Source organism: Halomonas cibimaris (genome assembly GCF_055379665.1).
Map to the genome: position 1 here is coordinate 1141368 of NZ_AP043828.1, position 25786 is coordinate 1167153.

General features: G+C 65.2%; 27 protein-coding genes. 18 read left to right on the plus strand and 9 right to left on the minus strand.

Features of this window, described 5'->3' with window-relative positions:
- Window positions 1–77 precede the first annotated feature (77 nt).
- From ACZ415_RS05240 to hemC, 4 genes are read right to left on the minus strand one after another with little or no spacing between them, the layout of a single operon-like run.
- On the minus strand, window positions 78–1349 hold the full coding sequence (locus ACZ415_RS05240) for a heme biosynthesis HemY N-terminal domain-containing protein (RefSeq protein ID WP_344704809.1): 1272 nt from the start codon (window positions 1347–1349) through the stop codon (window positions 78–80).
- Entirely contained in the window at window positions 1346–2635 is a 1290-nt protein-coding gene (locus ACZ415_RS05245) for a uroporphyrinogen-III C-methyltransferase (protein ID WP_344704810.1), read from the minus strand. The genes ACZ415_RS05240 and ACZ415_RS05245 overlap by 4 nt, the downstream gene beginning before the upstream one ends.
- Window positions 2636–2681: 46 nt before the next feature.
- Complete coding sequence (locus tag ACZ415_RS05250) at window positions 2682–3425, minus strand: uroporphyrinogen-III synthase (protein ID WP_344704811.1); 744 nt, start codon at window positions 3423–3425, stop codon at window positions 2682–2684.
- 2 nt (window positions 3426–3427) lie between these two features.
- Window positions 3428–4369: a hydroxymethylbilane synthase gene (hemC, locus tag ACZ415_RS05255; protein WP_344704812.1), complete on the minus strand. Its 942-nt coding sequence runs from the start codon at window positions 4367–4369 to the stop codon at window positions 3428–3430.
- A gap of 340 nt (window positions 4370–4709) precedes the next feature.
- On the opposite strand from hemC, the gene argH reads away from it, so the two are divergent.
- The 7 genes from argH to ACZ415_RS05290 are packed head-to-tail and all read left to right on the plus strand — an operon-like array spanning window position 4710 to window position 10886.
- Window positions 4710–6113 carry an argininosuccinate lyase gene (gene argH / locus ACZ415_RS05260; RefSeq protein WP_344704813.1) on the plus strand — a complete coding sequence of 468 codons (1404 nt, stop codon included), beginning with the start codon at window positions 4710–4712 and terminating at the stop codon, window positions 6111–6113.
- Window positions 6114–6118: 5 nt separating this feature from the next.
- Window positions 6119–6268 (plus strand): LPS translocon maturation chaperone LptM, encoded by a 150-nt coding sequence (lptM, locus tag ACZ415_RS05265; protein ID WP_464387772.1) that lies wholly within the window; start codon window positions 6119–6121, stop codon window positions 6266–6268.
- A gap of 52 nt (window positions 6269–6320) precedes the next feature.
- Window positions 6321–7598 (plus strand): diaminopimelate decarboxylase, encoded by a 1278-nt coding sequence (lysA, locus tag ACZ415_RS05270; RefSeq protein WP_344704815.1) that lies wholly within the window; start codon window positions 6321–6323, stop codon window positions 7596–7598.
- Entirely contained in the window at window positions 7598–8431 is an 834-nt protein-coding gene (gene dapF, locus ACZ415_RS05275) for a diaminopimelate epimerase (RefSeq protein ID WP_344704816.1), read from the plus strand. The genes lysA and dapF overlap by 1 nt, the downstream gene beginning before the upstream one ends.
- Before the next feature lie 55 nt (window positions 8432–8486).
- Window positions 8487–9215, plus strand: coding sequence for a DUF484 family protein (locus tag ACZ415_RS05280; protein WP_344704817.1), 729 nt, complete (start codon window positions 8487–8489; stop codon window positions 9213–9215).
- On the plus strand, window positions 9205–10134 hold the full coding sequence (locus ACZ415_RS05285; RefSeq protein WP_344704818.1) for a tyrosine recombinase XerC: 930 nt from the start codon (window positions 9205–9207) through the stop codon (window positions 10132–10134). The genes ACZ415_RS05280 and ACZ415_RS05285 overlap by 11 nt, the downstream gene beginning before the upstream one ends.
- Window positions 10135–10151: 17 nt before the next feature.
- Window positions 10152–10886 (plus strand): HAD family hydrolase, encoded by a 735-nt coding sequence (locus ACZ415_RS05290; RefSeq protein ID WP_344704819.1) that lies wholly within the window; start codon window positions 10152–10154, stop codon window positions 10884–10886.
- A 28-nt stretch (window positions 10887–10914) separates the two neighbouring features.
- Here the strand turns inward: ACZ415_RS05290 and yihA are convergent, their stop codons facing one another.
- Window positions 10915–11550, minus strand: coding sequence for a ribosome biogenesis GTP-binding protein YihA/YsxC (gene yihA, locus ACZ415_RS05295; RefSeq protein WP_344704820.1), 636 nt, complete (start codon window positions 11548–11550; stop codon window positions 10915–10917).
- Window positions 11551–11849: 299 nt separating this feature from the next.
- On the opposite strand from yihA, the gene ACZ415_RS05300 reads away from it, so the two are divergent.
- The 5 genes from ACZ415_RS05300 (at window position 11850) to dtd (ending at window position 15484) form a co-directional block, all read left to right on the plus strand.
- Window positions 11850–12482 (plus strand): c-type cytochrome, encoded by a 633-nt coding sequence (locus ACZ415_RS05300; RefSeq protein ID WP_344704821.1) that lies wholly within the window; start codon window positions 11850–11852, stop codon window positions 12480–12482.
- Window positions 12483–12538: 56 nt separating this feature from the next.
- Window positions 12539–13192 (plus strand): thiol:disulfide interchange protein DsbA/DsbL, encoded by a 654-nt coding sequence (locus ACZ415_RS05305; RefSeq protein WP_344704822.1) that lies wholly within the window; start codon window positions 12539–12541, stop codon window positions 13190–13192.
- 45 nt (window positions 13193–13237) lie between these two features.
- On the plus strand, window positions 13238–14041 hold the full coding sequence (locus ACZ415_RS05310) for an endonuclease/exonuclease/phosphatase family protein (protein ID WP_344704823.1): 804 nt from the start codon (window positions 13238–13240) through the stop codon (window positions 14039–14041).
- Window positions 14042–14176: 135 nt separating this feature from the next.
- Complete coding sequence (gene thiD / locus ACZ415_RS05315) at window positions 14177–15007, plus strand: bifunctional hydroxymethylpyrimidine kinase/phosphomethylpyrimidine kinase (RefSeq protein WP_344704824.1); 831 nt, start codon at window positions 14177–14179, stop codon at window positions 15005–15007.
- Between the two features lie 27 nt (window positions 15008–15034).
- The gene (gene dtd, locus ACZ415_RS05320; RefSeq protein WP_344704825.1) at window positions 15035–15484 is read left to right on the plus strand and encodes a D-aminoacyl-tRNA deacylase; all 450 of its coding nucleotides are present in this window, start codon (window positions 15035–15037) and stop codon (window positions 15482–15484) included.
- Window positions 15485–15502: 18 nt separating this feature from the next.
- On the opposite strand, the gene ACZ415_RS05325 is transcribed toward dtd, so the two are convergent.
- Entirely contained in the window at window positions 15503–17473 is a 1971-nt protein-coding gene (locus ACZ415_RS05325) for an ABC-F family ATP-binding cassette domain-containing protein (protein ID WP_344704826.1), read from the minus strand.
- A 45-nt stretch (window positions 17474–17518) separates the two neighbouring features.
- Here ACZ415_RS05325 and ACZ415_RS05330 point away from each other — a divergent pair, with 45 nt between their 5' ends.
- From ACZ415_RS05330 to ACZ415_RS05340, 3 genes are all read left to right on the plus strand, one after another.
- Window positions 17519–18037 carry a TIGR02444 family protein gene (locus ACZ415_RS05330; RefSeq protein ID WP_464387773.1) on the plus strand — a complete coding sequence of 173 codons (519 nt, stop codon included), beginning with the start codon at window positions 17519–17521 and terminating at the stop codon, window positions 18035–18037.
- Between the two features lie 150 nt (window positions 18038–18187).
- Window positions 18188–18769 (plus strand): TRAP transporter small permease, encoded by a 582-nt coding sequence (locus tag ACZ415_RS05335; RefSeq protein ID WP_344704828.1) that lies wholly within the window; start codon window positions 18188–18190, stop codon window positions 18767–18769.
- 84 nt (window positions 18770–18853) lie between these two features.
- Window positions 18854–20137, plus strand: a complete 1284-nt coding sequence (locus tag ACZ415_RS05340) for a TRAP transporter large permease (RefSeq protein WP_344704829.1) — start codon at window positions 18854–18856, stop codon at window positions 20135–20137.
- 125 nt (window positions 20138–20262) lie between these two features.
- Here ACZ415_RS05340 and dctP read toward each other — a convergent pair whose 3' ends face one another.
- Entirely contained in the window at window positions 20263–21297 is a 1035-nt protein-coding gene (gene dctP, locus ACZ415_RS05345; protein ID WP_344704830.1) for a TRAP transporter substrate-binding protein DctP, read from the minus strand.
- 188 nt (window positions 21298–21485) lie between these two features.
- On the opposite strand from dctP, the gene ACZ415_RS05350 reads away from it, so the two are divergent.
- Window positions 21486–22163, plus strand: a complete 678-nt coding sequence (locus ACZ415_RS05350; RefSeq protein WP_344704831.1) for an FKBP-type peptidyl-prolyl cis-trans isomerase — start codon at window positions 21486–21488, stop codon at window positions 22161–22163.
- A gap of 20 nt (window positions 22164–22183) precedes the next feature.
- The gene (locus ACZ415_RS05355) at window positions 22184–23155 is read left to right on the plus strand and encodes a PHB depolymerase family esterase (protein WP_344704832.1); all 972 of its coding nucleotides are present in this window, start codon (window positions 22184–22186) and stop codon (window positions 23153–23155) included.
- Window positions 23156–23183: 28 nt separating this feature from the next.
- On the opposite strand, the gene ACZ415_RS05360 is transcribed toward ACZ415_RS05355, so the two are convergent.
- Window positions 23184–23690, minus strand: coding sequence for a hypothetical protein (locus tag ACZ415_RS05360; protein ID WP_344704833.1), 507 nt, complete (start codon window positions 23688–23690; stop codon window positions 23184–23186).
- Between the two features lie 210 nt (window positions 23691–23900).
- Here ACZ415_RS05360 and ACZ415_RS05365 point away from each other — a divergent pair, with 210 nt between their 5' ends.
- A complete protein-coding gene (locus ACZ415_RS05365) occupies window positions 23901–24803 on the plus strand; it encodes an AEC family transporter (RefSeq protein ID WP_344704938.1) in 903 nt (300 codons plus the stop codon).
- 222 nt (window positions 24804–25025) lie between these two features.
- Here the strand turns inward: ACZ415_RS05365 and trmB are convergent, their stop codons facing one another.
- Window positions 25026–25775, minus strand: a complete 750-nt coding sequence (gene trmB / locus ACZ415_RS05370) for a tRNA (guanosine(46)-N7)-methyltransferase TrmB (RefSeq protein ID WP_344704834.1) — start codon at window positions 25773–25775, stop codon at window positions 25026–25028.
- Window positions 25776–25786: the final 11 nt, after the last annotated feature.

Sequence of the window (25786 nt, forward strand, 5' to 3'; positions counted from 1 at the left end):
GAACGGCGTACGGGGCCGAACGTAAAAGGGCGCCCGCAGGCGCCCGTCAGGGTAGAAACAAAGCCGGCAAGGCGGCATCAGGCGCTTTTTGCGCCCTTGGCGTCTTGTTTGTCGGCCGCGTCGTCTTTGCGCTGCTCCGCACTGGGCTGGGGCAGCGACGGTAGCGACTGGGCCAGCATGTCGACGCTGTGGCGGTAGTAGAGCTGGCTTTTGTTGTGATCGCCAAGGCTTGCGTAGAGCCGCGCCAGTTCGGCACAGACCATGCCGTTGGGGCGCTGGCGCTGGCTGGTCTCGAAGTACTCCTGAGCCTTGGCCCAGGCGCCGGTGCGCAGCGAAAGCCGCCCGCAGGTGAGCAGCAGCTCCGGATCGTTGGGGCGTTCCTTGAGCCAGTCTTCGGCCTTGGCCAGCTGGCGGCGGGGATCGACGTTGAGCAGACCGTAGCGCTTGACCAGCCGCGCGTCCCAGTGGTGGTCCAGCGAGTAGCTGAGCAGGCGCTCGGCAATGGTGTCTTCGCCGGCGTGCACCAGTGCTTCGGTGTACAGCACGATCAGCTCGGTATTGGCGCGCAGGTAGTCGGGCATGTCGGCCCAGAGGCTGCGCACGCGCTCGATATCGCCGGGGTTTTTGGCCTCGAAAACAATCAGCTCGCGGTAGGCACGGCTTTCCAGCTGCTCGCGCTCGGCGGTGGAAATCAGCTTTTGCCGGGCCAGCCGCGGGATCAGCCGGCGCAGGCCGTCCCAGTCGTTGACGCTTAGATGCACCTGCTTGAGCATCTTGAGCACCTGGGGGTGGTTGGCAAGCTTTTTATCCAGCCGGTTGAGAATCGCCAGGGCTTCCTCGGGCTGCTGACGGTCGATCATCAGCTGGGCCTGCATCAGGCCGATGGCCGCATCGGCGCCGTCGGTGGTGAGCTGGGCCTGGTTGAGATGCTCCTGGGAGGTTTCGTAGCGGCCCTGGTAGTGCGCGGCGAGTGCGGCCGAGAGGTGGTTGACCAGCGGCGTGCTGGAATCGGCAGCGGCGTGGGAAAGGGTTTTCTCCGCTTTTTTCCAGCGCCCCTCGGTCAGCGCCACCAGTCCGCGCACGGTATGTTTCATGGCGCGGCGGTTACGCGCCCGGCCGCTCCAGCGGCGAAAGCGCCCTACCGGGCGCACAATGCCGCCGAGCAGGCGCAGCGCAAAGTGCAGGGCAATAAACGCGCCGAGCAGCACGACCAGGCCAAACCAGAACGACGTCTGCACCGAGGTGTCGCCGACGCGAATCAGCCAGTAGCCGGGCACCGACATCATCAAATGGCCAAACAGGGCGCCGACGGCCAGCCCGGCTACGATCAGCAATACGAGCTTTCTCATGCGTCACCTCCGCCGGCGCGGCGCGCGTTGAACCGCTTGTCGATGAACTCGGCAAGGGCTTGCTGGGAGCCGCTGATGTCGGGCAGTTCCGGTGTGATCTGCTTTTGCTTGAGTTCCTTGAAGCGTGCCATCACGCTTTGGGTATCGGCGCGGTCGGTGTCGAAGTAGCCGTTAATCAATTCAAGCGCGTCATCGATGCTGCCGGTATAGAGCGTTTCTTCCTGCTTGAGCAGGGCCAGCTGGGCCTGCTCGGTGATCAGCCGCAGGCTCTGGCGCAGGTAGGCCTCTTGCTTGGGGGTCACCAGCGCTTCCAGGGCGTCGTCGTGCTTGCGCACGACCACCAGATCCTTGAGCTCTTGGCCAAAGCGGGCGAGCTGGCGCTGGAAGGTGCCGCTGGGGGCTTGCTGCATGCCGGATTCGACTTTTTGCGCCTCAACGTCCTGATCCAGACGCAGCGTCTGAATGCGCTCCTGCTGGGCATCCAGTGCCAGATAAAGCCCGCTTACGTCCACGTCAGGCACGGCCTGTAGCGCGGACAGATCGCGGGCGATCTCGCGGCGTACCGCGGTCAGCGCAGGGTTGTCGGCATCTTTCAGGCGCGCATCGGCCGAGCGCAGCAGCGCGGCGGCGCCCTGTACGTCGCCTTCCAGCTGCAGGCGCTGGTTGGCCAGGCGCAGCAGGTAGGCGGCCTCGGCGTGGAGCCAGTCGCGCGCGTCGGTGTCCTGCTCCTGGGAGAGCTGGGTGAGCACTTTATCCAGGGTTTTGTTCACGCTTTGGCGGTAGTCGGAGAACTCGCTGCGTAGCGAGCCCAGGGCGCTTTCAAGCGACTGATCGCGGTCTTTTTCACCGCTTTCCAGGCGCGCTGCCAGCGCATCAACGCGCTGCTGGGAGGCGCGGCCGTCGACGCTTGCGGCCAGCGTGTCAAGGCGCTGCTGCTGGCCTTGCAGCCGCTGCCAGCCCTGCCAGGCCAGCAGCGCCAGGGCCGCGGCGACGATCAGCGCCAGCACAATGGCGGCGGTGCCTTTAGCGCTGCCACCGCCGCTTTGTGCCGGCGCGTTGCCGGCGCCGGGTGGCTTGCCGGGCTTCGAGGCGGCGGCTTTACCGTCGGCGCCGGACGCTGCCCTGCCGGCGTTTTTGGCCGGCTTGGCACCGCTTTCCGGCGGCTTGGTGTTTTTGGCCGGCTTGGCGCCGCTTTTATTGCTGCCCTTGCCGGCGGCGGCATCGTCGCGCTTGGCGTTGGCGGCCGCCTTCGGCACATCGCTTTGCTCGTTGTCGTGTTGGTTCATGTATGGCTAGCCTTTGTGAGAATCCTTGGTCGACATCGGCGCCCGGTCAGGAAACGCGCGCGAGCGCGGCGGTCAGTGCGGGCGGTGTTGCCCCCGGCGCCACCGTGGTGGCGGTAAAGCCCAGCGTGTCAGCCAGTGTAGCCAAACGTTGGCTGGACACGATTAGCGGTTGGTGCAAGGCGCTCGGTGAGCACCATGGTGCCAGATGTTGCAGCATTTCGCCGCTGGTGACGATCAGCGCCCGATAATCGCCGGCGTCAAGCCGCCGGCGCGCGCCGGCCGGCGGTGGGCGGTACTCGCGGCGATAGACTTCGCTGCGGGTCACCCGGGCGCCGCGCTCGGCCAGCGTTTCGGTCATCATGATGCGCCCGCCTTCGCCGGCGATCAGCAGGACTTTTTCGCCGTCCAGCCGGCGCAGCGAAGGCAGCGTGAGCAGCGCCTCGCTGGTGTCCTCACCGGCGTCCGGCGGCGGGGTACGTACGCGCACGCCGAGCCGTGCGTGCAGCGCCTCGGCGGTGGCGGTGCCGACACTATAGTAGCCGATGCCTACGGGCAGCTGCGGCCAGTAGCGATCCAGCGCCTCGGCCAGGCAGTGGGCGGCAAAGGGGCTGACCACGATGATTTTGCCGTACTGGTCGATATTCAGCCAGATGCTGCGCTGGCCGGGCGTTTCAATGAGCGGAACAAGCTCCATGATGGGCAGCTTCTCCACCGCATGGCCGTGTTCGCGCAGCGAACAGGCCAGCGCGTCGCCGCGCTCGCCGGGCCGGGTGATCAGCACCGGCTGCATGGTCACTGGCGGCCGTATACGTCGGCAAGAATATCGCCGGCGCCCTGGTCGAGCAGGTCGTCGGCCACGCGAATACCCAGCGCTTCGGGCTCGTGCATGGAGCCCCGGCCTTCGGCGCGCAGCACCTCGGTACCTTCGGGGTTGCCCACCAGGCCGCGCAGCCACAGGGTTTCGGCGTCCTTGTCGAGAATCGCGTGGCCACCGATGGGTACCTGGCAGCCGCCGTCCAGGCGGGTGTTCATGGCGCGCTCGGCGCGCACCCGGGTGGCGGTGTCGGCGTCGTCAAGCGGGGTCAAAAGGCTGATCATTTCCGGGTCGTGCAGGCGGCACTCGATGCCCAACGCCCCCTGGCCGCAGGCGGGCAGGCAGACTTCCGGCGGCAGCGCCTGCGCGATGCGCGCTTCAAGCCCCAGACGGATCAGCCCGGAGCTTGCCAGAATAATGGCGTCGAACTCGCCGGCGTCGAGCTTGCCCAGACGGGTCTGGACGTTGCCGCGCAGGTTGAGAATCTCCAGGTCCGGACGCGCTTCGCGCAGCTGCAGGCCCCGGCGCAGGCTGGCCGTGCCCACTCGGGCGCCTTCGGGCAGCTCGTCGACGCGGTGATAGTGGTTGGAGACAAAGGCATCGGTAGGATCGGAGCCGTCGAGAATGACCGAAAGCCCCAGGCCTTCGGGAAAGCTCATGGGCACGTCTTTCATCGAGTGCACGGCAATGTCGGCGCGGCCGTCGAGCATGGCCTCTTCCAGCTCCTTGACGAACAGCCCCTTGCCGCCGATTTTGGCCAGCGGCGTATCGATGATCTTGTCGCCCTTGGTGGAAATGGCCACCAGCTCGACTTCCAGCTCCGGATAGGTGGCGATCAGACGGTCGCGCACATGCTCGGCTTGCCACATGGCCAGTTGGCTTTTGCGTGTGGCGATACGCAGCTTGGTAATGGATGGCACGTTATTCTCCCTTGGGCCGGCAAGCGGCCATATAAACGGTGATGAGCGCTATCATAAAGCACCTGAGCGGTTAGGAAAAATCGCGGCCCGGGCGTGCGCGTGGCCCTGACGACTCTGGTACACTTTTGCGCTGCCGGTACACACAAGCAAGCCTCTATTATACCTTTGCCTATATACTATCTTTGCCCGGCTGTATTCTCTGCCCGGCTGTATCGTTTTCTCTGCCCGGCTGTATCGTTTTGCCCGGTGAACCGTGGCCGTATGCCACGCTGGCGGCGCCCCGGCCGTGCCGCCGATACGGATGCTGTGATTTTATCTGCTTATCTAAGGGACGTCTGCCATGAGTCAAGCCACCAACCAGTCCTGGGGCGGTCGCTTCAGCGAGCCCACCGACGCTTTCGTCGAGCGCTTTACCGCCTCGGTCGACTTTGACCGGCGCCTGGCCCGTCAGGATATTCAGGGCTCCATTGCCCATGCCACCATGCTGGCCCGGGTAGGCGTGCTCAGCCGCGACGAGCGCGAAGCCATCGTGACCGGACTCAACGAAATCCGCGACGAGATCGAGCGCGGCGAGTTTGCCTGGTCGGTGCCGCTGGAAGACGTCCACATGAACATCGAAGCGCGGCTGACCGAAAAAATCGGCATTACCGGCAAGAAGCTGCACACCGGCCGCTCGCGCAACGACCAGGTGGCCACCGATATTCGCCTTTATCTGCGCGACGCCATCGATACGATCGAAGCCGAGCTGATCCGCCTGCGCGAAGGCCTGGTCGAGCTTGCCGACCGCCAGGCCGACACCATCATGCCCGGCTTTACCCATCTGCAGACCGCCCAGCCGGTGACCTTCGGCCACCATCTTCTGGCGTGGCAGGAAATGCTCGCCCGGGATCACGATCGTCTGCTCGACTGCCGCCGGCGGATGAACGTGCTGCCGCTGGGGGCGGCGGCGCTGGCCGGCACCACCTATCCCATCGACCGCCACGTGACCGCGGACCTGCTGGGCTTTGAGCGCCCGGCGGAGAACTCGCTGGACGCGGTGAGCGATCGCGATTTCGCCATCGAATTCGCTGGCTTTGCCAGCATTTTGCTGATGCATATGTCGCGGATGAGCGAGGAGCTGGTGCTGTGGAGCAGCGCCCAGTTTGACTTTATCGATCTGCCGGACCGGTTCTGCACCGGCTCGTCGATCATGCCGCAGAAGAAAAATCCCGACGTGCCGGAGCTGGTACGCGGCAAGTCCGGCCGGGTCTACGGCCATCTGGTCAGCCTGTTGACGCTGATGAAATCCCAGCCGCTGGCCTACAACAAGGACAACCAGGAAGACAAAGAGCCGCTTTTTGACACCGCCACCACGGTGCTCGACTGCCTCAAGGCGTTCGCCGACATGGTGCCGGCCATTGAGCCCAAGGCGGCCCACATGTTTGAAGCCGCCCGCCAGGGCTTTTCCACCGCCACCGATCTCGCCGACTATCTGGTACGCAAGGGGGTTGCCTTCCGCGACGCCCACGACATCGTCGGCCAGTCCGTGGCCTACGGCCTGCAGCAGGAAAAAGACCTCTCGGAGATGACCCTGGGCGAGCTCAAGCGCTTTTCCAGCGTCATCGAGCCGGACGTGTTCGATGTGCTGACGCTTGAGGGCTCGGTGGCGGCGCGCAACCACATCGGCGGTACCGCGCCGGATCAGGTCCGCGCCGCGGCCGCCCGCGCCCGGGCCACGCTGGTCGAAATCAAGGCCACCACATGAGGCGCATGACCGCCAGGGCGCCGAGTGTTGCCGCGCTGCTGCTGAGCCTTTCTGTCATGCTGGCCGGCTGCGGCCAGAAAGGCCCGCTGTATCTGCCGGAAGACGGTGCCGCCGAGCCAGCGACCGACAAGACACCTGCCGCCGAGCGCGAATAAACCACGTCCCGGGGCCGGTTGCCTGCCGCCGCCCGGGCTCAAGAGGACGTCAATGGATCATTTCAATTACCGAGACGGCGCGCTGTTCGCCGAAAACGTGGCGCTTTCGCGCATTGCCGAAGAGCACGGCACGCCCTGCTACGTGTATTCCCGCGCCACTCTGGAGCGCCACTACCGCGCCTATACCCAGGCGCTGGGCGAGCACCCGCACCTGATCTGCTACGCGGTCAAGGCCAACGCCAACCTGGCGGTGCTCAACGTGCTGGCGCGGCTGGGCGCGGGGTTTGATATTGTCTCGGTGGGCGAGCTTGAGCGCGTTTTGCAGGCCGGCGGCGACCCGGCCAAGGTGGTGTTTTCCGGCGTGGCCAAGCAGCCCGCCGAGCTTGCGCGCGCTCTGGAAGTCGGTATCAAGTGCTTCAACGTTGAATCTCGCCCGGAGCTTGAGCAGCTCAATGCCGTGGCCGGCGAGCTTGGGGTTACCGCACCGGTGTCGCTTCGGGTCAACCCCGACGTGGACGCCGGCACCCATCCGTACATTTCCACCGGCCTGAAAGACAACAAGTTCGGCATTGCCATCGGCGATGCGCCGGCCGTCTACGCCCGGGCCGCTGAGCTTGCCCACCTGAACGTAGTGGGGCTGGATTGCCATATCGGCTCCCAGCTCACCGAAACCGCGCCGTTTCTCGACGCCCTCGACCGTTTGCTGCTGCTGATGGAGCGGCTGCGCGAAGACGGCATCGAGCTTTCGCATCTGGATCTCGGCGGCGGGCTGGGCGTGACCTACCGCGACGAAACCCCGCCGCACCCGTCGGACTACGCCCGCCAGCTGCTCGAACGGCTGGCGCGCTGGGACGGCGCGGAAAACCTCACGCTGCTGTTCGAGCCGGGGCGCTCGATCGCCGCCAACGCCGGCGTGCTGCTGACCCGGGTGGCGTTTTTAAAGCCCGGCGAAAGCAAAAACTTCGCCATTGTCGATGCCGCCATGAACGACCAGCTGCGCCCGGCGCTTTATGATGCCTGGCAAGCCATTGTGCCGGTGGATGCGCGCAAGGAGCGGGAGTCCGCGGTGTACGACGTGGTCGGGCCGGTGTGTGAAACCGGCGACTTTCTGGGCAAGGAGCGCAAACTGGCCGTGGCCGCCGGTGACCTTTTGGCCATGCGCTCGGCCGGGGCCTACGGCTTTGTCATGGCGTCGAACTACAACAGCCGCCCGCGCCCGGCCGAGGTGATGGTCGACGGCGACGCCTGCCACCTGGTGCGCCGGCGCGAGCGGATGGAAGACCTGTGGGCCGGCGAGGCGCTTTTGCCCGAGCGCGGAGCGTCGCGCTGATGCTTGTGCACTTCACCAAGATGCACGGGCTGGGCAACGACTTTGTGATGATCGACCTGATCACCCAGCGCGCCCGCATCGACGCCGCCCAGGTGCGCCGCCTGGCGGACCGGCGCTTCGGCATCGGCTTTGACCAGCTGCTGGTGGTGGAGCCGCCGCGCGACCCGGACATGGACTTTCGCTACCGCATCTACAACGCCGACGGCAGCGAAGCGGAGAACTGCGGCAACGGCGCGCGCTGCTTCGCCCGCTTTGTGCGCGACCAGCGGCTGACCCACAAGCGCGAGATCCGCGTGGAAACCGCCGGCGGCCCGCTGATGCTGGCCGTGCAGCACGACGGCCGGGTGCGGGTGGACATGGGCCAGCCGCGCTTTACGCCCTCGGCGCTGCCCTTTGACGCCCCGGGCGACCGGCCGCTGCACGCGCTGGAGGTGGACGGCGCGCGTTTGGAAATCGGCGTGGTATCCATGGGCAACCCCCACGCGGTGCTGCAGGTGGCCGACGTGGACAGCGCACCGGTGGCCGAGCTCGGGCCGCTGATCGAGGCGCATCCGCGTTTTGCCTGCAACGTCAACGCCGGCTTTATGGAAGTGGTCGCGCCGGACTATATTCGCCTGCGCGTATTCGAGCGCGGCACCGGCGAGACGTGGGCCTGCGGCACCGGGGCCTGCGCGGCGGTAGCCACCGGCATTCGCCAAGGGCTTTTGAAAAGCCCGGTGACGGTGGCGCTGCCCGGCGGCGAGCTGTCCGTCGAGTGGGCCGGCCCTGACGCGTCGCTGGTGATGGTCGGCCCCGCCGAGCGCGTGTTCGACGGCCGCGTGGCGCTGCGCTGAGGGCATGCCCGACGGCCGGGCAGGGCTTTACTGGTTTGACAGGGAGAATATGGCGATGACCCGGACCCCGGAACCCCGCAAAACGCTGGAACCGGATCAGGTGGCGTTCTGGCTGGCGCGCCACCCCGACTTTTTCGTCGGCCGCGAGGGGCTGTTGCAGCAGCTCAAGGTGCCGCACCCGCACATCGACGGCGCGGTATCGCTGCTCGAGCGGCTGGTGCTGGATTTGCGCACCCGGGCCGAGCGCGCCGAAGGCCGGCTCGATCACCTGCTGGACACCGCCCGCCACACCGAAAGCCAGTACCGGCGGCTGCGCGATACCCTGCTGGTGCTGCTGGAAGCACCCGACCGGGACGCGCTGGCCCAGGCGCTGGCCACCCAAATGAGCGAGCGCTTTGCCACCCCGGCGGTAGCGCTGTGGTGCGCCCCCGAGCTCAGCGACGCCGAACCGGCCATGCCCCAGCCGCCGCGCCAGGTGCTGGATCACCACGCCGGCACCCGGCTCAACGCGCTGCTCGACGGCCGCACCAGCCGCTGTGCCCGGCTGGGGCTGAGCGACTGGAAGCGCCTGATCCCCCACGCGCCGGCCCCCGAAAAGCCCGGCTCCTGCGCGATTACCCGGCTTGCCGCCGGCGATACGCTGGGGTATCTCGTGCTGGCAAGCCCCGACGCCGAGCAGTACCGTGCGAGCATGGATACCCAGTTCAGCGAGTATCTGGGCGACGTGGTGGCCCGGCTGCTGACCCGGCTGGGGCCGGTGGAAAAGGCCTGGCATGAGCGCTGAAGACGTGAGCGCCGAGGCGGAAGGCCGCTCGTCGCTGAACGACGGTATCGCAGCCTTTCTGGCCGACCTTGGCCGGCACGCAAGCCCGGCGACCGTGGACGCCTACCGCCGGGATTTGGCCGCGTTCGAAGCGTTCGCCCGGCGGCGTGAGGCCAGCGCTGTCAAACAGATCGACACCGCCCTTGCCCGGGGCTTTTTATCCGCCGAACGCACCCGCGGGCTGGCCCCGCGCAGCCTCGCCCGCCGCCGTGCGGCGCTGTCGCGGTTTTGTCAGTACGCCGTGGCCGAAGGCCTGCTGGCAGATAACCCGGTGACGCTTCTGCGCACCCCCAAACAGCCCGATCATCTGCCGCGCCCGGTAGACGTGGACGTGCTGGCGCGCTTTCTCGACACCCCTCACGACGGCTCGGCGCTGGCGCGGCGCGACCAGGCGGTGCTGGAGCTTTTCTATACCGCCGGGCTGCGCCTGGCCGAGCTTGCCGCGCTGGACACGGGCGATATCAAGGCCACGCACGCCCGGGTGCTGGGCAAGGGCGGCAAGCCTCGGCAGGTGCCGGTGGGCCGGCGCGCCGGCGAGGCGCTGGATGCGTGGTACCGCGTGCGCGGCGAGCTTGCCGCGGCGGGGGAGACGGCGCTGTTTGTCAGCCGCCGGGGCGGGCGGCTTGGCCACCGGGCGATTCAAAAGCGCCTGGCGCGTCTTGCCCTTGAGCGCGGCCTGCCCGAGCACCTGCACCCCCACCGGCTGCGCCACTCCTTCGCCAGCCACCTGCTGGAGTCCAGCCAGGACCTGCGCGCGGTGCAAGAACTTCTGGGCCACGCCAACCTGTCCACCACCCAGGTGTATACCCGGCTGGACTGGCAGCACCTGGCAGAAAGCTACGACGCCGCCCACCCCCGGGCGAGGCGGCGCGATACTTGAGCAAAAAGGCCGGTTTCATGCTTGATGCGATGACCTTTGATCTGGACGATACCCTGTGGGACAACGCCGGTGTGATGGCGCGCACCGAGCACGGCCACTATCGCTGGCTGCGCGAAGCCCTTGCCGCCTGGTGCCGGGCCCGGGGCGAGCCGGAACGGATGCCGAGCCATGAAAACGGCTTGGCCGACTACGCCGAACGCCGCCGGCGGCTGGCCCGGGAAGTGCCCGAGCGAGGCGGGGACTTTACCTGGCTGCGCCTGCGCGCGCTGGAAGAGCAGCTGCAAGCCTGCGGGCTCAACCGCAGCGCGGCGCTGATGTGGGCCGGGGCGGCGATGAACGAGTTTCACCGCCTGCGCCTGGGCGTAACCCCGCACCCGGAGGCCGATGCGCTGCTTGAAGCGCTGGGCCGGCGCTATCGGCTGGCGGCGATCACCAACGGCAACATCCAGCTGGCCCGTCAGCCGCTTGCGCATCGTTTTCCCGTGGCGATTGCCGCCGGCGAGCTGCTGATCCCCAAGCCTGACCCGCGCGCGTTTCTTACCGCGCTTGAGCGCCTTGATGCTGCGCCTGCGCGCGCCATGCACGTAGGCGATTCCTGGGAAGAGGATATTCTTCCGGCCGCCGAGCTTGGCATGTACGCCGCCTGGGTGTCCGAGCGCGATGACCGGGCGCTGCCTGCTGGGGTGGCGCGCATTGCGCATATCAAAGAGCTGCCGGAGCTGCTTGAGTGGCGAGAAAGGCGCGGCAGGTAAAGGCGCTGCGCGGCCCGCCCGGCCTTAGTTAGAGCATGGCGTCCGGGTGGGCTCCCAGCCACTGATCCAGCCGGTGGGAAAGCGTGTCCAGGCCGTCTTTTTTCAGCGCCGAAAACAGCTGCACTGTCACCAGGTCTTCCCATTCAAACAGCTGGCGGCGGACTTTTTGCAGGGTGGCCTTGGCCGGGCCTTTTTTCAGCTTGTCGGCCTTGGTCAACAGAATATGCACCGCCAGGTCACGCTCGTCGGCCAGCTCCAGCAGCAGCTGGTCAAACTCGGTAAGCGGATGGCGTACGTCCATCAGCAGCACCAGGCCACGCAGGCTCTGGCGACGGCGCAGGTAGTCGGAAAGGTGCGCCTGCCACTCGCGCTTGACCGCTTCCGGTACTTTGGCATAGCCGTAGCCGGGCAGGTCAATTAGCCGCAGGGCATCGTTGCCCATCAGGCTAAAGCTGTTGATAAGCTGAGTGCGCCCGGGCGTGCGCGAGGTGCGCGCCAGGGCCTTTTGCCGCGTCAGGGTGTTGATGGCGCTGGACTTGCCGGCGTTGGAGCGCCCGGCAAAGGCCACCTCGGCGCCGCTGTCCGGCGGGCACTGGGCAAGGGTCGGGGCGCTTTTCATAAAGTGCGCGGTGGCGTAGTTCAGCGTCTGGGGCGATGCGGGCATGGTGTGGGTCCTGGGAAACGGTCTCCGGCAAAAAGCCGGCAAGCGGTGGTGATACAGGCGACGAATCCGCCGATCACAGGCGTATCGCCGGCGGTCAGCACGTTTTAGGATAGTTGTCAGCGTGAACGCGCATTCCCGCAGCCTGGGGGATTCGTTATACTCGGGCGAGTTTATACCTGCGCTCCGGGGCGCTAGTCTAGCACTGTGCGTCCGTCTTGGTGCACGGCCGACTCCGGGGAGCGCCCAGGGCATATTCGCCATCGATCAACGGGATTACACAACGAGATAATGGAAGCGCAATGAGAAAGTTACTGGCAAGCCTGGCAATTATCATGGGTGCCGCGGGCACCGCTCATGCACAGTCGGCAGAGCTCTCCGCCAATGCCGACGCGGCGGCAGGCGAGGAGATGGCGCAAGCGTGCGCAGCCTGCCACGGGGACGGCGGCGTAAGCCAGATGGGCATGTTCCCCAATCTCGCCGGCCAGCAGGCGTCCTATCTGGCCAAACAGATCATGGATATTCGCGACGGTGATCGCGTGGTCGCCCAGATGGCCGGTCAGGTAGACAACTATTCCGATCAGGACGCCTGGGACGTAGCGGCGTACTTCGCCAAGCAGACGCCCAGCCGCGGCCAGGCCGACGACGCCGATTCCGAAATGCTGGAACGGGGGCAAAACCTGTACCGGGCGGGGGATCTAAGCCAGGGTATTCCCGCCTGTGCGGCTTGCCACACGCCCACCGGTAAGGGCATCGGCAGCGCGGTGTATCCGGCGCTTTCCGGCCAGCATCCGCAGTACGTGGTCTCGACGCTTAGCGACTTTGCCGCCGGTGAGCGTGCCAACGATCCGGGGGCTGTGATGCGCAACATCGCCGACAAGATGCGCGACAGCGATATGGAAGCGGTGGCCAACTACGTGCTGGGCCTGCACTGATTGCTTGGCCGCGCCGCCACGGCGGGCGAACGGCTTTTTTCAAGGAGAATCAGCGTATGTTCAAATCCGCTATCGTGGCGCTGGCAGGCTTGGGCCTGTCGGCGGCCGTCAGCGCGCAAACCCTGACCGAGGGTGAGGACTACACGCGGCTGGAAACGCCGGTCACGACCCAGGCGGCAGACGACCAGATTGAGGTGACCGAGGTGTTCTGGTTCGGCTGCCCGCACTGCTATCGTCTGCAGCCGGCGGTGACCGAGTGGTACTCGACCCTGCCCGACGACGTTGTGGTCGTGCAGCAGCCGGCCACCATGGGCGGGGCCTGGAACGTGCATGCCGGGGCGTTTTATGCCGCCCAGGCGCTGGGCATCGAAGACGAGCTGCACGCAGATTTCTTCGACGCCCTCCATGAGCAGGGCCGTGAACTGACCGATACCGACACGCTCGCTGCGTTTTTTTCCAACTACGGCGTCAGCCAGGACGCGGCTCGCAAGGCGCTTGATTCCTTCGGCGTGAAAGCCCAGGTCAACAAGGCCCACGCTCGGCTGCGCAACATGCGCCTGAAAGGCGTGCCGGCGCTGGTGGTCGACGGACGCTACGTCGTTACGCCGCAAAGCGCCGGCAGCCTTGCCAACATGCCCAAGGTGGCCGAGGCGCTGATCCAGCGCACGCGAAAAGAGCAAGGCGGCGGTAGCGACAGCGACGACGCGTAGCGGCGCCCGGGCCAACGTTATTTTCTCAAACAGGCGGTCATACCCATGTCGGATACTCTCACCTCACCGTTGAGCAGCGGCCATTTGCGGCTGCTGACGTTCAACCTTCAGGTGGGTATCCAGACCTCGGCGTATCACCACTATTTCACGCGGGGCTGGCAGCATTTGCTGCCGCATCCGCACCGAACCCGCAGGCTTGCGCTGATGAGCCGGGTGCTGAGCCGCTATGACGTAGTGGGGCTGCAGGAAGCCGACGGCGGCAGCTTTCGCTCCAACAGCGTCAACCAGGTGGAATACCTTGCCGCCCAGGCGGGGTTTGCGCACCACTATCAGCAGCTCAATCGCAATCTGGGCCGCGTGGCCCAGCACAGCAACGGGCTGCTTTCGCGGCTGGCGCCGGACGCCGTGGAGGAGCATCGCCTGCCGGGTATGCTGCCCGGGCGCGGGGCGATACACGCGCGTTTCGGCACAGGGCCCGAAGCGCTGCACATTTTTGTTGCCCATCTGGCACTCAGCCAGCGCGGGCGCAGCCGCCAGTTCGACTACCTCAGTGAGATCATCCGGCCGCTGCGCCATGTGGTGGTGATGGGGGATCTGAACACTACGCCGGAGCAGATCCACGCCCACAAGCGGTTTCGCACCTCTCTGGATCTGCATCCGGTCAAGCCGCTTTTAAGCTATCCGGCCTGGCAGCCGCGCCGAGCGCTGGATCATATTCTGGTCTCGCGCAGCATGGAGGCAACCGAGGTGCGCGTGCTGAACCATCTGTTTTCCGACCATCTCCCCATCGCGGTAGATCTGCCGCTGCCGCTTGCCTGCCTGGATGTGATACGCAACGCCCGGGCCTGATCCCTCGATTGATAATGCCACGAGACTTCGCTATGCCCCGACCCACCCTGCCTCCTTGGCTGAGCGCCGCTGGACCGGTGATCAGCGCCGGCTCGCGCCCTTGCTTTTTCGTCCCTTTGTTCATCAAGGAGCGTCATGTCTAGCCCCTCTTTCATCCCCCGCGTGCTGACCGTTGCCGGGTCGGACCCGTCCGGCGGTGCCGGCATCCAGGCCGATCTGAAGGCGTTTTCGGCGCTGGGCGGCTACGGCGCCAGCGTAATAACCGCGCTGACCGCCCAGAACACCCAGGGCGTGCGCGGCGTTCACCCGGTACCGGCGGCGTTTATTGCCCAGCAGCTGGAGGCCGTGCTCGATGACATTCGCCTTGACGCGGTAAAGATCGGCATGGTGGCAAGCCTTGAGGTGGCCGAAGTCATTGCCGAGGCGCTGCGTGCGCGCCGCCCGCGCTGGATCGTGCTCGACCCGGTGATGGTCGCCAAAAGCGGCGATGTGCTGGTGGACGATGCCGGCATTCGCGCGGTGCGCGACGTGCTGGTGCCGCTGGCTGATGTGATCACTCCCAACCTGCCCGAAGCCGCCGTGCTGCTGGATGCGCCCACGCCCACGACGACCGCGGAAATGGCGTCGCTGGTGAAGCCGCTGACGGCGCTGGGCGCGCCCTATGCGCTGCTCAAGGGCGGGCATCTGAAAGGCGAGCAGTGCTCGGATCTTCTGGCCACGCCGGCGCGCTACGAGTGGCTATCCGCGCTGCGGGTGGCCACGCACAACCTGCACGGCACCGGCTGCTCGCTGTCCTCGGCCATTGCCGCCACCCTTGCCCGCCTGCCGGCCGCCAGCACGGACGCCGACGCCGTGGCCGCCATTGGCAAGGCCAAGCGCTGGCTGCACGCAGCGCTTGAGGCAAGCGAGCGGCTGAACGTGGGCCAGGGTTGCGGCCCGGTGCATCATTTTCATGCCTGGTGGTAGGCGCTATTCGCTCAAGGAGAGCGGCCCATGAAAGCATTGATTCAGCGCGTGCGCCGCGCAAGCGTTGAGATTGACGATGAAGCCGGACGCCGCACGGCAGGCGCTATCGGTAGCGGGCTGCTGGCGCTTGTCGGCGTGGAGAAAGGCGACACCGAGCAAAGCGCCGATAAGCTTTTGCACAAGCTTTTGCACTACCGGGTGTTCAGCGACGAGGCCGGCAAGATGAACTGCAACGTGCAGCAGGTCGAAGGCGAGCTTTTGCTGGTATCGCAGTTCACCCTGGCGGCGGACACCCGCAAGGGCCTGCGGCCGAGCTTTTCCAGCGCCGCGCCGCCCGCTGACGGCGAACGCCTGTTTGACTATCTGGTGGCGCAGGCGCGCCGCCATTCGCTTGCGGTGGCCACCGGCGAGTTCGGCGCGAACATGCAGGTGGCGCTGGTCAACGACGGGCCGGTGACGTTTTTGCTGGAAAGCTGACGTTGCCTTGCGGTTGCGCTACGCGCCGCTGTTCTCAAGCGCTTCCTCTGCTTCCAGCCACGCCTGCTCGGCGGCGTTGAGCCGGCTCTGGGCCTTGGCCTGCTCGGCCAGCGTCTGTTCCAGCTCGGCCTTGCGCGCGGCGTCGGTGTAAAGTGCAGGGTCGGCCAGGGTTTGTTCCAGCGCGGCCAGCGAGCGCTGTTCTTTCTCTACGGCTTTTTCTGCCCGGTCGCGCTGCTTTTTCAGCGGGCGCAGCTTTTCGCGCGCCTCGGCGGCGGCCTTGCGCGCCGCTTTTCGCTCATCGGCGGTGGCGCCGGCGGAGGCGGCCGGCTCGGAGCGGGTTTCCGCTCGGGGGGCCGGCTCGGCCTTGGCGCTCTGGCTTTTACGTTTGGCCTCCCGGCGCTGGGCGTCCAGGCGGGTTTTCAGCCAGACGTGATAGTCGTCCAGATCGCCGTCGAAGGGCTCGACTCGCTGATCGGCGACGACCCAGAAGTCGTCCACGCTTGCGCGCAGCAGGTGGCGGTCGTGAGAGACGATGATCACGGTGCCGTCAAAGCCGGCGATGGCCTGGGTCAGCGCCTCGCGCATTTCCAGATCCAGGTGGTTGGTGGGCTCGTCGAGCAGCAAAAGGTTGGGTTTTTGCCAGGCGATCAGCGCAAGCGCCAGCCGGGCTTTTTCGCCGCCGGAGAAGTTGCCCACGGTGGCGAAGGCATCGTCGCCTTTAAAGCCAAAGCCGCCGATGAAGTTGCGGATGGCCTGATCGCTCGCCGTGGGCGACAGGCGCTGCACGTGAACAAACGGCGTGGCGCCGGTATCCAGCCCTTCGAGCTGGTGCTGGGCGAAGTAGCCGATGGACAGGTGCTCGCCGGGCACGCGCTCGCCGCCGAGCAGGGCAAGCTCGCCGGTGAGTGATTTGATCAGGGTGGACTTGCCCGCGCCGTTGGGGCCCAAAAGGCCAATGCGGCTGCCGGGCAGCAGCGTGAGGTTGACGTGGTCAAGCTGGGTGCGCTCGCCTGAGTCGGTGACGTAGCCCAGCCTGGCCTGATCCAGCACCAAAAGCGGGTGGGAGGTCTTGTCTGCGGCGGGCAGAGTGAAGTGAAACGGCGAATCCACGTGGGCCACGGCGATGTCTTCCATGCGTTCGAGCATCTTCACCCGGCTCTGGGCCTGGCGGGCCTTGGTGGCCTTGGCCTTGAAACGGGCGATGAAGCGCTCGATCTCTTCGCGCCGGGCCTGCTGTTTTTCAGCTTCGGCCTGCTGCAGGGCGAGTTTTTCGGCCCGGGTGCGCTCAAAGCGCGAATAGTTGCCGCGGTAGAGCTCCACCGTTTTATGGTGCATGTGGACGATGTGATCGCACACCGCGTCTAAAAAATCGCGGTCGTGAGAGATCAGCAGCAGCGTGCCCGGGTAGCGCTTGAGCCACTGTTCCAGCCACAAAAGGGCGTCGAGGTCCAGGTGGTTGGTGGGTTCGTCAAGCAGCAAAAGATCCGACGGCATGAACAGCGTGCGCGCAAGGTTGACGCGCATGCGCCAGCCGCCGGAAAAGTCCGAAAGCGGCCGGTCCAGATCAGCCTGAACAAACCCCAGCCCCACCAGCAGCTGGGCGGCCCGGGCCTCGGCGGTGTAGCCGTCGAGGGTGTCGATCATGCCGTGCAGCTCGGCTTCGCGATGGGCATCAGCGGCGGCCTGTGCGGCTGCCAGCTCGGCCTCGACCCGGCGCAGGGCGTGATCGCCGTCCAGCACGTAGTCGAGAATCGAACGCTCAAGCGCCTGGATTTCCTGGGCCATGTGGGCAATGCGCTGGCCGCCGCTGATGACCACCTCGCCCTGATCGGTGCCGATTTCACCCAGCAGCAGCTTGAAAAGGCTGGTTTTACCCGTGCCGTTAGCGCCGATGATGCCGGCCTTGATGCCGTCGTGCAGGGTCAGCTCGGCGCCGTCCAACAGCGTTTGCGTACCGCGTTGCAGCGCGACTTCGCGCAGTGCGATCATGCGTTCTCCCGTAACCGATTGGCGTGTTTTGTGAATAGGGCAACCATGATGGCCGATTCTACCCGATTGACCGGCGTTCAGCAGGATGCGCTGTGGGCGTTTGCGCGGGATTTTTATGCGCGCCCCGGCGTGGCCGGCCGCCTGCTCTTTTTGCAGGATGAGGCCGGCATGGACGTGTGCGTGCTGCTGTGGCGTTTGTGGCTGTGCGAACGCGGCCTGATGCCTGCCGCCTGTGCCGAGCGCGACCTGGATGGCCTTCATGCCTGGCAGCGTGACTATACTCGCCCGCTGCGCGAGCGCCGCCGCTGGCTGAAGCCGGCGGCGGCCAGTGATCCGGCGCTTGCCCGGCTGCGCCAGACCCTCAAGGACGCCGAATTGCAGGCGGAAAAGCAGGCGCTTGCCCGGCTGCAGGCCATGGCCTGCAGGCCCGGCGGGGTAGTCAAAGCGAGCGCAGGAGAGCCCGTTTCCTGGCTGGCCCCGGGCATGGCGCTGACCCCGGCACAGCGTGAAGCGCTGGAGGCATTGGCCGAAGGGCTTGAGGCCTGCGGCGCGCAATCGCGTTGAAGCACCTGCCCGGGTACGCTACCGTTAAAACGTAGAGTGAGGATTTTTCGTGTTTGCCGCGCTATGTCCCAACGGTGGCCGTCGGCAGCCGTTTCAAACATCTGCCGACATTGATGCCGCGCTTTGGCGGCAAACCAGAAGGTAGCTTCCATGACCGATAAGCCTGCAACGCAACACTTGTCACAAAGCGGCCTGCTGCGCGCGCTAAGCGCGCTCGATACGGCGCTGGGCGCCGTGGAGAAATGGATCATTACCGTTTGTATCCTGGGCATGGCGCTTTTGATGAGCACCCACGTGGTCAGCAACCTGGTGTTTCAAACCGGTATACCCGGCACCTACGAGGTGACCGAAATGCTGATCGTCATCATCACCTTCGTTGGCGTGAGCTATGCCGCGCGCCATGCACGCCATATCAGCATGTCGGCCATTTACGAGCAGCTCAGCGGCCGGGTACGCAAAGGGCTTTTGATCATTATTTGCCTTGGCAGCGCGGCACTGATGTTTTACTTCGCGTATCAATCGGTGGGCTATGTGACGACGCTGCACGACCGGGGGCGCACAAGTTCATCGCTGCATATTCCGCTGTGGATGGTCTACACCGCGCTGCCCGTCGGCTTTTCGCTGGCCGGCGTGCAGTATGTGTTGACCGCCGTGCGCAACATGATCAGTGGGGATATCTATCGCAACTTCCGCGAAAAGGAAGGGTTTGCCGAAACGCCGGTGGAAGAGTAACGCGGCGGTCGTCTACCGAAGACAGCTGCTGCCACGCTGTTTGGCAACCGATATGGAATCAATAACAACACTGAGGATACGCGCATGCTAGCCGGACTGGGTATTTTAATGCTGGTGCTGCTGCTGATGGGCTTCCCGATGATGGTGCCGCTGGCGGTGGGCACGTTTTACATGATGTTCACCGACATGACCTTTTTCGGGCCGGATCAGGCGGTGAGCTGGATGATCAACGGCGTCGGCAGCTGGGTGCTGGCGGCGGTGCCGATGTTTATTTTTGCCGCCGATATCTTGACCAAAGGGCATACGGCCAACCGCCTGCTCGACGTGGTGGATGCCTTCACTCGGCATATTCGCGGCGGTTTGCCGATCACCACGGCGGCCTCCTGTGCGCTGTTTGGCGCCGTATCAGGGTCTACCCAGGCAACGGTGGTGGCCATGGGTGGCCCCATGCGCCCGCGGCTTTTGGCCAAGGGCTATACCGATAGCTTTACGCTTGCGCTGATCATCAACGCAAGCGACATTGCGCTGCTGATTCCGCCGAGCATCGGCTTTATCATCTACGGCGTGGTGATGAAGGAATCCATCGGTGATCTGTTTCTGGCCGGCGTGCTTCCCGGCGTGATGATCCTGATGCTGTTTTCCGTTTACTGCTACATCGATGCCCGCCTCAAGGGTATCGAGCCCGAAACGCGTACGAGCTGGGCCGAGCGCGCCACGGCGATTCGCAAAGTGCTGTTGCCGATGGGCTTTCCGGTGCTGGTGGTCGGCGGTATATACGGCGGCTTTTTCAGCGCGGTAGAAGCCTCGGCGGTGGCCGTGGCCTACGCGCTGGTGCTGGAAGTTATCATCTATCGCCAGGTTTCCATCCGTGACCTGGGAGGGTTGGCGCTGTCGACCGGCATGATCACCGCGGTGGTGTTCATTCTGGTGGCGATCGGCGCGGCGTTTTCCCAGACGCTGGGCACCGCCGGCGTGCCCGAGCAGGTGCTGGGCCCGCTGATTGACGGCATAGGCGATAACCAGCTGCTGGCGCTGATGCTGATTGCCGCGGCGTTTTTCATCGGCTGCATGTTCGTCGACCCCATCGTGGTGATTTTGATTCTGGTGCCGATCTTCAAGCCGCTTATTGTCTCTACCGGGCTTGATCCGGTACATGTGGGCGTTATCGTCACGCTGCAGGCGGCGATCGGTTCGGCCACGCCGCCGTTTGGCTGTGACATCTTCACCGCGATTGCCGTATTTCGCCGGCCGTATATGGACGTGATTCGCGGCACGCCGCCGTTTATCGTGATTATGCTGCTGGCCACCATACTGCTTATTCTCTTCCCGCAGATCTCGCTGCTGCTGCCCTCGCTGGGCGGCGAGTAACGCGCACCCAGGCCCGCCGGGTAACATGGCAGGCCTGGGTGCGGGGCCAATACCGGCGCAAAAAAGCCGAGCGGAACGCTCGGCTTTCTATTGCGCAGGCTGCATGGCTTTCAGGCTGCGTGGCTTTACTGCTCGCTGCTTTCTTCGCCTTCGGCGCTGTCAAACGCTGTCAGCAGCTTGTCCAGCGCTTCGCCGCCGCGTTCACCGACGTCGTCGACAAAGCTTTGGCGTACCGGCTTGGCCAGCTTGCGGAACTCGTCGCGCTGCTCTTCGGTGAGCTCGATGATTTCGATGTCGCTTTTGTCCTTGATGGTCTGCAGGCGCTCGGAGTTGAACTGCTCCTGGATGCGGTAGCCCTTCTCGACGAGCTCGTCGGTCACGGCATCAAGCATGGACTGCTGATCGTCGCTGAGGTCTTCGTACCAGTTTTCGTTGGCCATGAGCGTGGCAACGAACTGGGCCTGCTTGGCAAAGATCATGTAGTCCTGCACTTCGTAAAAGCCCATTTCCTCGTGGGCGAATACCGGCTGAATGTTGCCTTCTGCCTGGCCTTGCTGCAGCGCGCTGTAAAGCTCGCCGTAGGCAATGGAGATCGGCGCTGCGCCGTAGGCTTTGTAGCCTTCACGCAGTAGGCTGTTATCCATTACGCGAATCTGCAGGCTTTCCATGTCCTCGGGCTTGTTGATGGCCTTGTTGGTCGTCCACACCTGGTAGCCTTCCGCGAGCTCGGCAAGCGGCACCAGGCCACGCTGGCGAAACGATGCTTGCCAGGCGTCGCTTTTGAGAAATGCGTCGGAGTTGAGCACCTCGGCCGTTTTCATCTGGTCGGCCGGCATGACGAAGTTAAGGCTCAGCAGCTGGCTTTCCGGTACGGTGCCGCCCAGCGCCCCGGAGCCGAAGCCCAGCTGAATAGCGCCGCTTTGTACGGCGTCGTAAAGCGCGGTATACGAGGAGCCCCAGGTGCCGTAGGGCAGCAGGTTGACGGTAATGTCACCGCCGGATTTTTCTTCGATGAGCTTTTTGAACTCCACGGCATAGCCGTGCTGCACGCTGCCTTCGATTTCTTCCAAGCCAAAACGCCATGTTTCCGCGTTTGCCGCGGCGGCGGCGCTGAGCAGGCCACATGCGGTAATACCGACAACCAGTTTGTGCAGTTTCATGATGTGCTCCTTTTTGTAATGACATGTGTAGAGAAGAGGAATCCTGCCGCTGTGTCAAGGCTGCGGCATCGGGCTGTGCCGGTGCGTCAGGCGCGCAGATGCGCTGGACGGACTGCCCTGTTAAGGTAGCGTGGAGCGCGTACTTTCCGTGTAGTTGCCCTCTACGTTGCAATAAAAAAGGTGCCCCGATGAAAACATTGCTAACCGCTATTCCGTTTGCCGCCCTGGTAGCGGCACCGCTGGCGCTTGCCGCGCCGCAGACAGACGACGAGCGTCTGGCGTATAGCCTTGGCGTCACCCTGGGAAAAAGCATGCATGCCGATATCGAAGAGCTGGATATCGATACCTTCAGCCAAGGGATGCGCGATGTCTTCGAGGGCAGCGAGCTGGCCCTTGGCGAAGACGAAATGAAAGAGGCGCTGGCGGCCTTTCAGCAAAACGCTATGCAGGCCCGCCAGCAGGAAGCCGCCGCGCTGGCAGCGGAAAATCTTGAGCAGGGCGAAGCCTTCCTGAAAGAAAACGCCGAGCGTGAGGAGGTCACCGTGACCGACTCCGGCCTGCAGTACGAAGTGCTTGAATCAGGCGATGGCGCAACGCCGGCCGCCGATGACAGCGTCAAGGTGGACTATGAAGGCACGCTGCGCGACGGCACCGTGTTTGACAGCTCCATCGAGCGCGGCGAGCCGGTCAGCTTCAAGGTCAATCAGGTGATCAAAGGCTGGCAGGAGGCGCTGCAGCTGATGAGCGAAGGCGACGTGTGGAAGCTTTACATTCCCGCCGATCTGGCCTACGGCGAGCGCGGCCAGGGCCCCATCGGCCCCAACAAGGTGCTGATCTTCCACGTTGAACTGCTGGACGTCGAATAGTCATGCAGGCCCCGGCGAGTGTGAGCCACAGCGTGCCCCGGCTGTTAGCAGCGGCCGGTCTGGCGCTGCCGCTATCGGTAATCGCAGCAGAGGAGGTATCGCCGCCCCCGGCGCTGCCGGCGCTGGGCACGATAAGCGAGGCGGCAAGCGCGGTGGGCATGGGATCAGGCGGCTATATGGCGACCCAGCTGGCGGTGGCCTGGCCCGAGCGCTTTCACGGCCTGGGAGCGCTGGGGGCCGGCCCCTGGGGCTGCGCCCAGGGCAAGCTCAGCCTGGCGCTTAACCAGTGCATGATGGTCCGGCGCGGCGAGCCGTCGCTGGCCGCGCTTGACGCCCGCCGCGCGGACTATCAGTCTCGGGGACAGGTGGGAGACGACGCCGCCCTTGGCCGGCTGCGTGGCTATGTCTGGCACGGCCAGCAGGACGACGTTGTGGCCCCGATACTGGGTGATCTGCTGGCCGAGCAGCTTCAGGGCTGGCTGGGTGACGCCCGAGTCAAGAAGGTGAATGACGCTGACGCCGGCCACGGCTGGCCGCCGGCGCCGGTGGCCGGCGAGATGATGAACTGGCTGTACCCGCAGCGGGCGTTACGCAGCGCGCCCGAGGCGGGTGCGCTGCGCGCCTTCGATCAGCGCGATTTCAACGCCCGGGGGCTTGCCGATACCGGCTACGTCTACGTGCCTGAGGCCTGCACGGACGGCGGCTGCGGGGCGACGCTTGCCCTGCACGGCTGTAACGCGAACGCGGCCACGCAAGGAAAAGCCTTTGCCGGGCAGACGGGGCTCAACGCCTGGGCCGATGCCCATAACGAGGTAGTGCTCTATCCTCGGGCCGAAAGCACTCTGGCTAACCCGCAGGGCTGCTGGGACTGGTGGGGGTTTGCCGAGAGTTCCTGGCAGCTTTACCCGCTTCACGATACCCGGGAGGGTACCCAGGCCGGCGCGCTGCTGGCCATGCTTGAGCGCCTGCAAGAGGCCGTCGCACGCGACTAGCTGCTGTTTGACCTGTGCACTGCGCGGGTCAGCTTTTGACCACGTCAAAATCAAACCAGCTGCCGATGCGCCCATCCGGTGTATCCACCACGACCCGGGCACGCCAGGGCATCACGTCGTGAACGCAAAGGCCCACCTGCCCCTGGCCGGTAAAGCGATCTTCGCGGCGCGCCTGCAGCACAAAGCGATGAAGGCCCATGTCCATCTCGCGGCCGATAAAGTCCACCGTGGCGCTGCGGGCGTCGATGCCCTGAACGGTCACTTCCAGCGGCAGCATTTCCAGCGCCTCGATGCGCCCGTCCGCGGTGGCGACGGTAAAGGTGAGCTGACCTTTTTCGCCGAGCACGGCCGTACAGCTTTCCTGATGCAGATTGCAGCCTTTTGCAGGCGGGTACCAGGCGGTTTCCTCGCTACCGTGCAGCCAGTGGGACAGGGCGTACCAGCCAAACGCGGCCAAAGCGAGGCCGGTGACCAGGATCAGCGTTGGCAGTACGGGAAAAGACGGCCGGCCGGCAGGATCGGACGTCTTTTTCATGGCAGAGCACGTGGTAGCGTGCATGACGGATATAACATTCACAGCGACCTGAGTCGTGGGACGTAAAGGCGCCCGGAAGGCAGCATGGATACCGGCATGATAGCAGCTATTATGGCCGCTCCCCTGTGCTGGGATGTCGCAGGGCCAGCGTCCGGGAGCTAAGCGCCAAACAAGACGGCAAAAGCCAAGGAGAGACGGGTGAGCGAAATTATGGAGGCCCTGCTGCCGCTGTTTGCGCTGATCGCCCTGGGCGCTGTGCTGGGTGCCGGCCGTTTTCTGCCGGCGGCTTTCTGGCCGCAGCTTGAGCGGCTGGTGTATTTTGTGCTGTTCCCCGCCATGCTGGTCGCGACGCTGGCCACGGCCGATATCCGCCAGGTGCCCGTAGTGCGCCTGGCCGCCGTGCTGCTGGGAGCGATGGCGGTGTTTGCCTGGGGGCTATGGCATCTGCGCCAGCGTTTGGGCCTGGAAGCGGCGGCGTTCACCTCGGTGTTTCAGGGCGCGCTGCGTTTTAATAGCTACGTAGGCGTCGCCGGCGCGGCGGCGCTGCACGCAGGCCCGGGGGCGACGGTGGCGGCGGTGGCACTGGCGCTGATGGTGCCCACGGTCAACGTGATCTGCGTGGCGGGCTTTGTGGCCGCCGGCACGCTGGGGCGCGGCGGTGTGAAAAAAAGCGCGCTGGCGGTGATGAAAAACCCGCTGATTCTCGCCTGCCTGCTGGGCGTGGGGCTCAACCTTGCCGGCCCCGGGCTACCCGGCTGGAGCGAGCAGGCCGTCTCACTGGTGGGGCGCGCGGCGCTGCCTCTTGGGCTGTTGGCGGTGGGGGTGGCGCTGCGCCTGTCAGCGCTGATGCGGCTGAACCCAGGGGTGCTGGCAGCGCTTGCCATTAAGCTGGTATTGATGCCGGGGCTTGCGCTGGCGCTGGCCTGGGGGGTGGGGCTGGACCCGGTTGCCCGGGATGTGGCGCTGTTGTTCGCTGCGCTGCCCACCGCCACGTCGGCCTATATCCTGGCGCGCCAGCTCGGCGGCGATGCCGAGCTGATGGCCGCGATTATTACCGGACAGACGCTGCTGGCGATGGTGACGCTGCCGCTATGGCTGCGGCTGGTTGCCTGAAAAGTAAATAAAAAGCGTTCGCATTTGTATTGACGTATAAAATGCGACGTTTTACAGTAAAGGCGTGGCACGTAATGAGGCGCCACGGCCACGGCAGCCACCGCCAGTTGGCTGCCACGGATTCTCCCTCTCATTGCTATTCAAGATAGCGATTCACGGCTTTGCACCGCTCCTCCGGGAGCGGTTTTTTTTGTGCCGCCAAGCGCTGCGGCAAAGCCAGATTCAGCCGATGCGGCGGTAGATCAGATCCCAAACGCCGTGCCCCAGCTTTTCGCCGCGCTGTTCGAACTTGGTCAGCGGGCGAAACGCCGGGCGCGGCACGTAAGGCGCGCTATCGCCGCTGGCGGTGTTGGTAAAGCCGGGTGCTGCATCCAGCACCTCGGCCATCCACTCGGCGTAGGGCTCCCAGTCCGTGGCCAGATGAAACTGCCCGTTGATGGCCAGCCGCGAGCGTACCAGCGCGACAAACGCCGGCTGCACGATACGCCGCTTGTGATGTTTGGTCTTGGGCCAGGGATCGGGAAAAAACAGCTGCAGCGTGTCGACGCTGTCGGCGGGCAGGCATTGCTCCAGCACGGCCAGGGCATCTTCGCGGTAGACGCGAATATTGCGCAGGCCGCGCTTGTCAGCCTCGTCGAGCAGCTTGCCCACGCCCGGGGCGTGGACCTCGATGCCGATAAAGTCGGTCTGGGGGTGGCGCTCGGCCTGTTCAATCAGCGAGGTGCCCATGCCAAAACCGATCTCCACCACCCGCGGGGCACGGCGGCCGAAAAGCGCGTCGAGATCCTGGCAGCCGTCGGCAATGGATAGCCCCAGCCGTGGCCAGATGTCGGTTAGCCCGCGCGTTTGCGCTTGGGTCATGCGCCCGGCGCGGGTGACATAGCTTTTAATGCCGCGCCGGTGCAGCGGGGCATCTGCGCTTTCCGGGCCGGTGGTGCTGTGAGGCGGTGCGTGTGTGTCTGTGTCTGTCATGTTGCGCTGGG

Coding starts and splice junctions, on each gene's coding strand:
- ACZ415_RS05240 (WP_344704809.1), bottom strand. CDS start 1,349: ATGAGAAAGCTCGTATTGCTGATCGTAGCCGGGCTGGCCGTCGGCGCC.
- ACZ415_RS05245 (WP_344704810.1), bottom strand. CDS start 2,635: ATGAACCAACACGACAACGAGCAAAGCGATGTGCCGAAGGCGGCCGCC.
- ACZ415_RS05250 (WP_344704811.1), bottom strand. CDS start 3,425: ATGCAGCCGGTGCTGATCACCCGGCCCGGCGAGCGCGGCGACGCGCTG.
- argH (WP_344704813.1), top strand. CDS start 4,710: ATGAGTCAAGCCACCAACCAGTCCTGGGGCGGTCGCTTCAGCGAGCCC.
- lptM (WP_464387772.1), top strand. CDS start 6,119: ATGACCGCCAGGGCGCCGAGTGTTGCCGCGCTGCTGCTGAGCCTTTCT.
- lysA (WP_344704815.1), top strand. CDS start 6,321: ATGGATCATTTCAATTACCGAGACGGCGCGCTGTTCGCCGAAAACGTG.
- dapF (WP_344704816.1), top strand. CDS start 7,598: ATGCTTGTGCACTTCACCAAGATGCACGGGCTGGGCAACGACTTTGTG.
- ACZ415_RS05280 (WP_344704817.1), top strand. CDS start 8,487: ATGACCCGGACCCCGGAACCCCGCAAAACGCTGGAACCGGATCAGGTG.
- ACZ415_RS05285 (WP_344704818.1), top strand. CDS start 9,205: ATGAGCGCTGAAGACGTGAGCGCCGAGGCGGAAGGCCGCTCGTCGCTG.
- ACZ415_RS05290 (WP_344704819.1), top strand. CDS start 10,152: ATGCTTGATGCGATGACCTTTGATCTGGACGATACCCTGTGGGACAAC.
- yihA (WP_344704820.1), bottom strand. CDS start 11,550: ATGCCCGCATCGCCCCAGACGCTGAACTACGCCACCGCGCACTTTATG.
- ACZ415_RS05300 (WP_344704821.1), top strand. CDS start 11,850: ATGAGAAAGTTACTGGCAAGCCTGGCAATTATCATGGGTGCCGCGGGC.
- ACZ415_RS05305 (WP_344704822.1), top strand. CDS start 12,539: ATGTTCAAATCCGCTATCGTGGCGCTGGCAGGCTTGGGCCTGTCGGCG.
- ACZ415_RS05310 (WP_344704823.1), top strand. CDS start 13,238: ATGTCGGATACTCTCACCTCACCGTTGAGCAGCGGCCATTTGCGGCTG.
- thiD (WP_344704824.1), top strand. CDS start 14,177: ATGTCTAGCCCCTCTTTCATCCCCCGCGTGCTGACCGTTGCCGGGTCG.
- dtd (WP_344704825.1), top strand. CDS start 15,035: ATGAAAGCATTGATTCAGCGCGTGCGCCGCGCAAGCGTTGAGATTGAC.
- ACZ415_RS05325 (WP_344704826.1), bottom strand. CDS start 17,473: ATGATCGCACTGCGCGAAGTCGCGCTGCAACGCGGTACGCAAACGCTG.
- ACZ415_RS05330 (WP_464387773.1), top strand. CDS start 17,519: ATGATGGCCGATTCTACCCGATTGACCGGCGTTCAGCAGGATGCGCTG.
- ACZ415_RS05335 (WP_344704828.1), top strand. CDS start 18,188: ATGACCGATAAGCCTGCAACGCAACACTTGTCACAAAGCGGCCTGCTG.
- ACZ415_RS05340 (WP_344704829.1), top strand. CDS start 18,854: ATGCTAGCCGGACTGGGTATTTTAATGCTGGTGCTGCTGCTGATGGGC.
- dctP (WP_344704830.1), bottom strand. CDS start 21,297: ATGAAACTGCACAAACTGGTTGTCGGTATTACCGCATGTGGCCTGCTC.
- ACZ415_RS05350 (WP_344704831.1), top strand. CDS start 21,486: ATGAAAACATTGCTAACCGCTATTCCGTTTGCCGCCCTGGTAGCGGCA.
- ACZ415_RS05360 (WP_344704833.1), bottom strand. CDS start 23,690: ATGAAAAAGACGTCCGATCCTGCCGGCCGGCCGTCTTTTCCCGTACTG.
- ACZ415_RS05365 (WP_344704938.1), top strand. CDS start 23,901: ATGGAGGCCCTGCTGCCGCTGTTTGCGCTGATCGCCCTGGGCGCTGTG.
- trmB (WP_344704834.1), bottom strand. CDS start 25,775: ATGACAGACACAGACACACACGCACCGCCTCACAGCACCACCGGCCCG.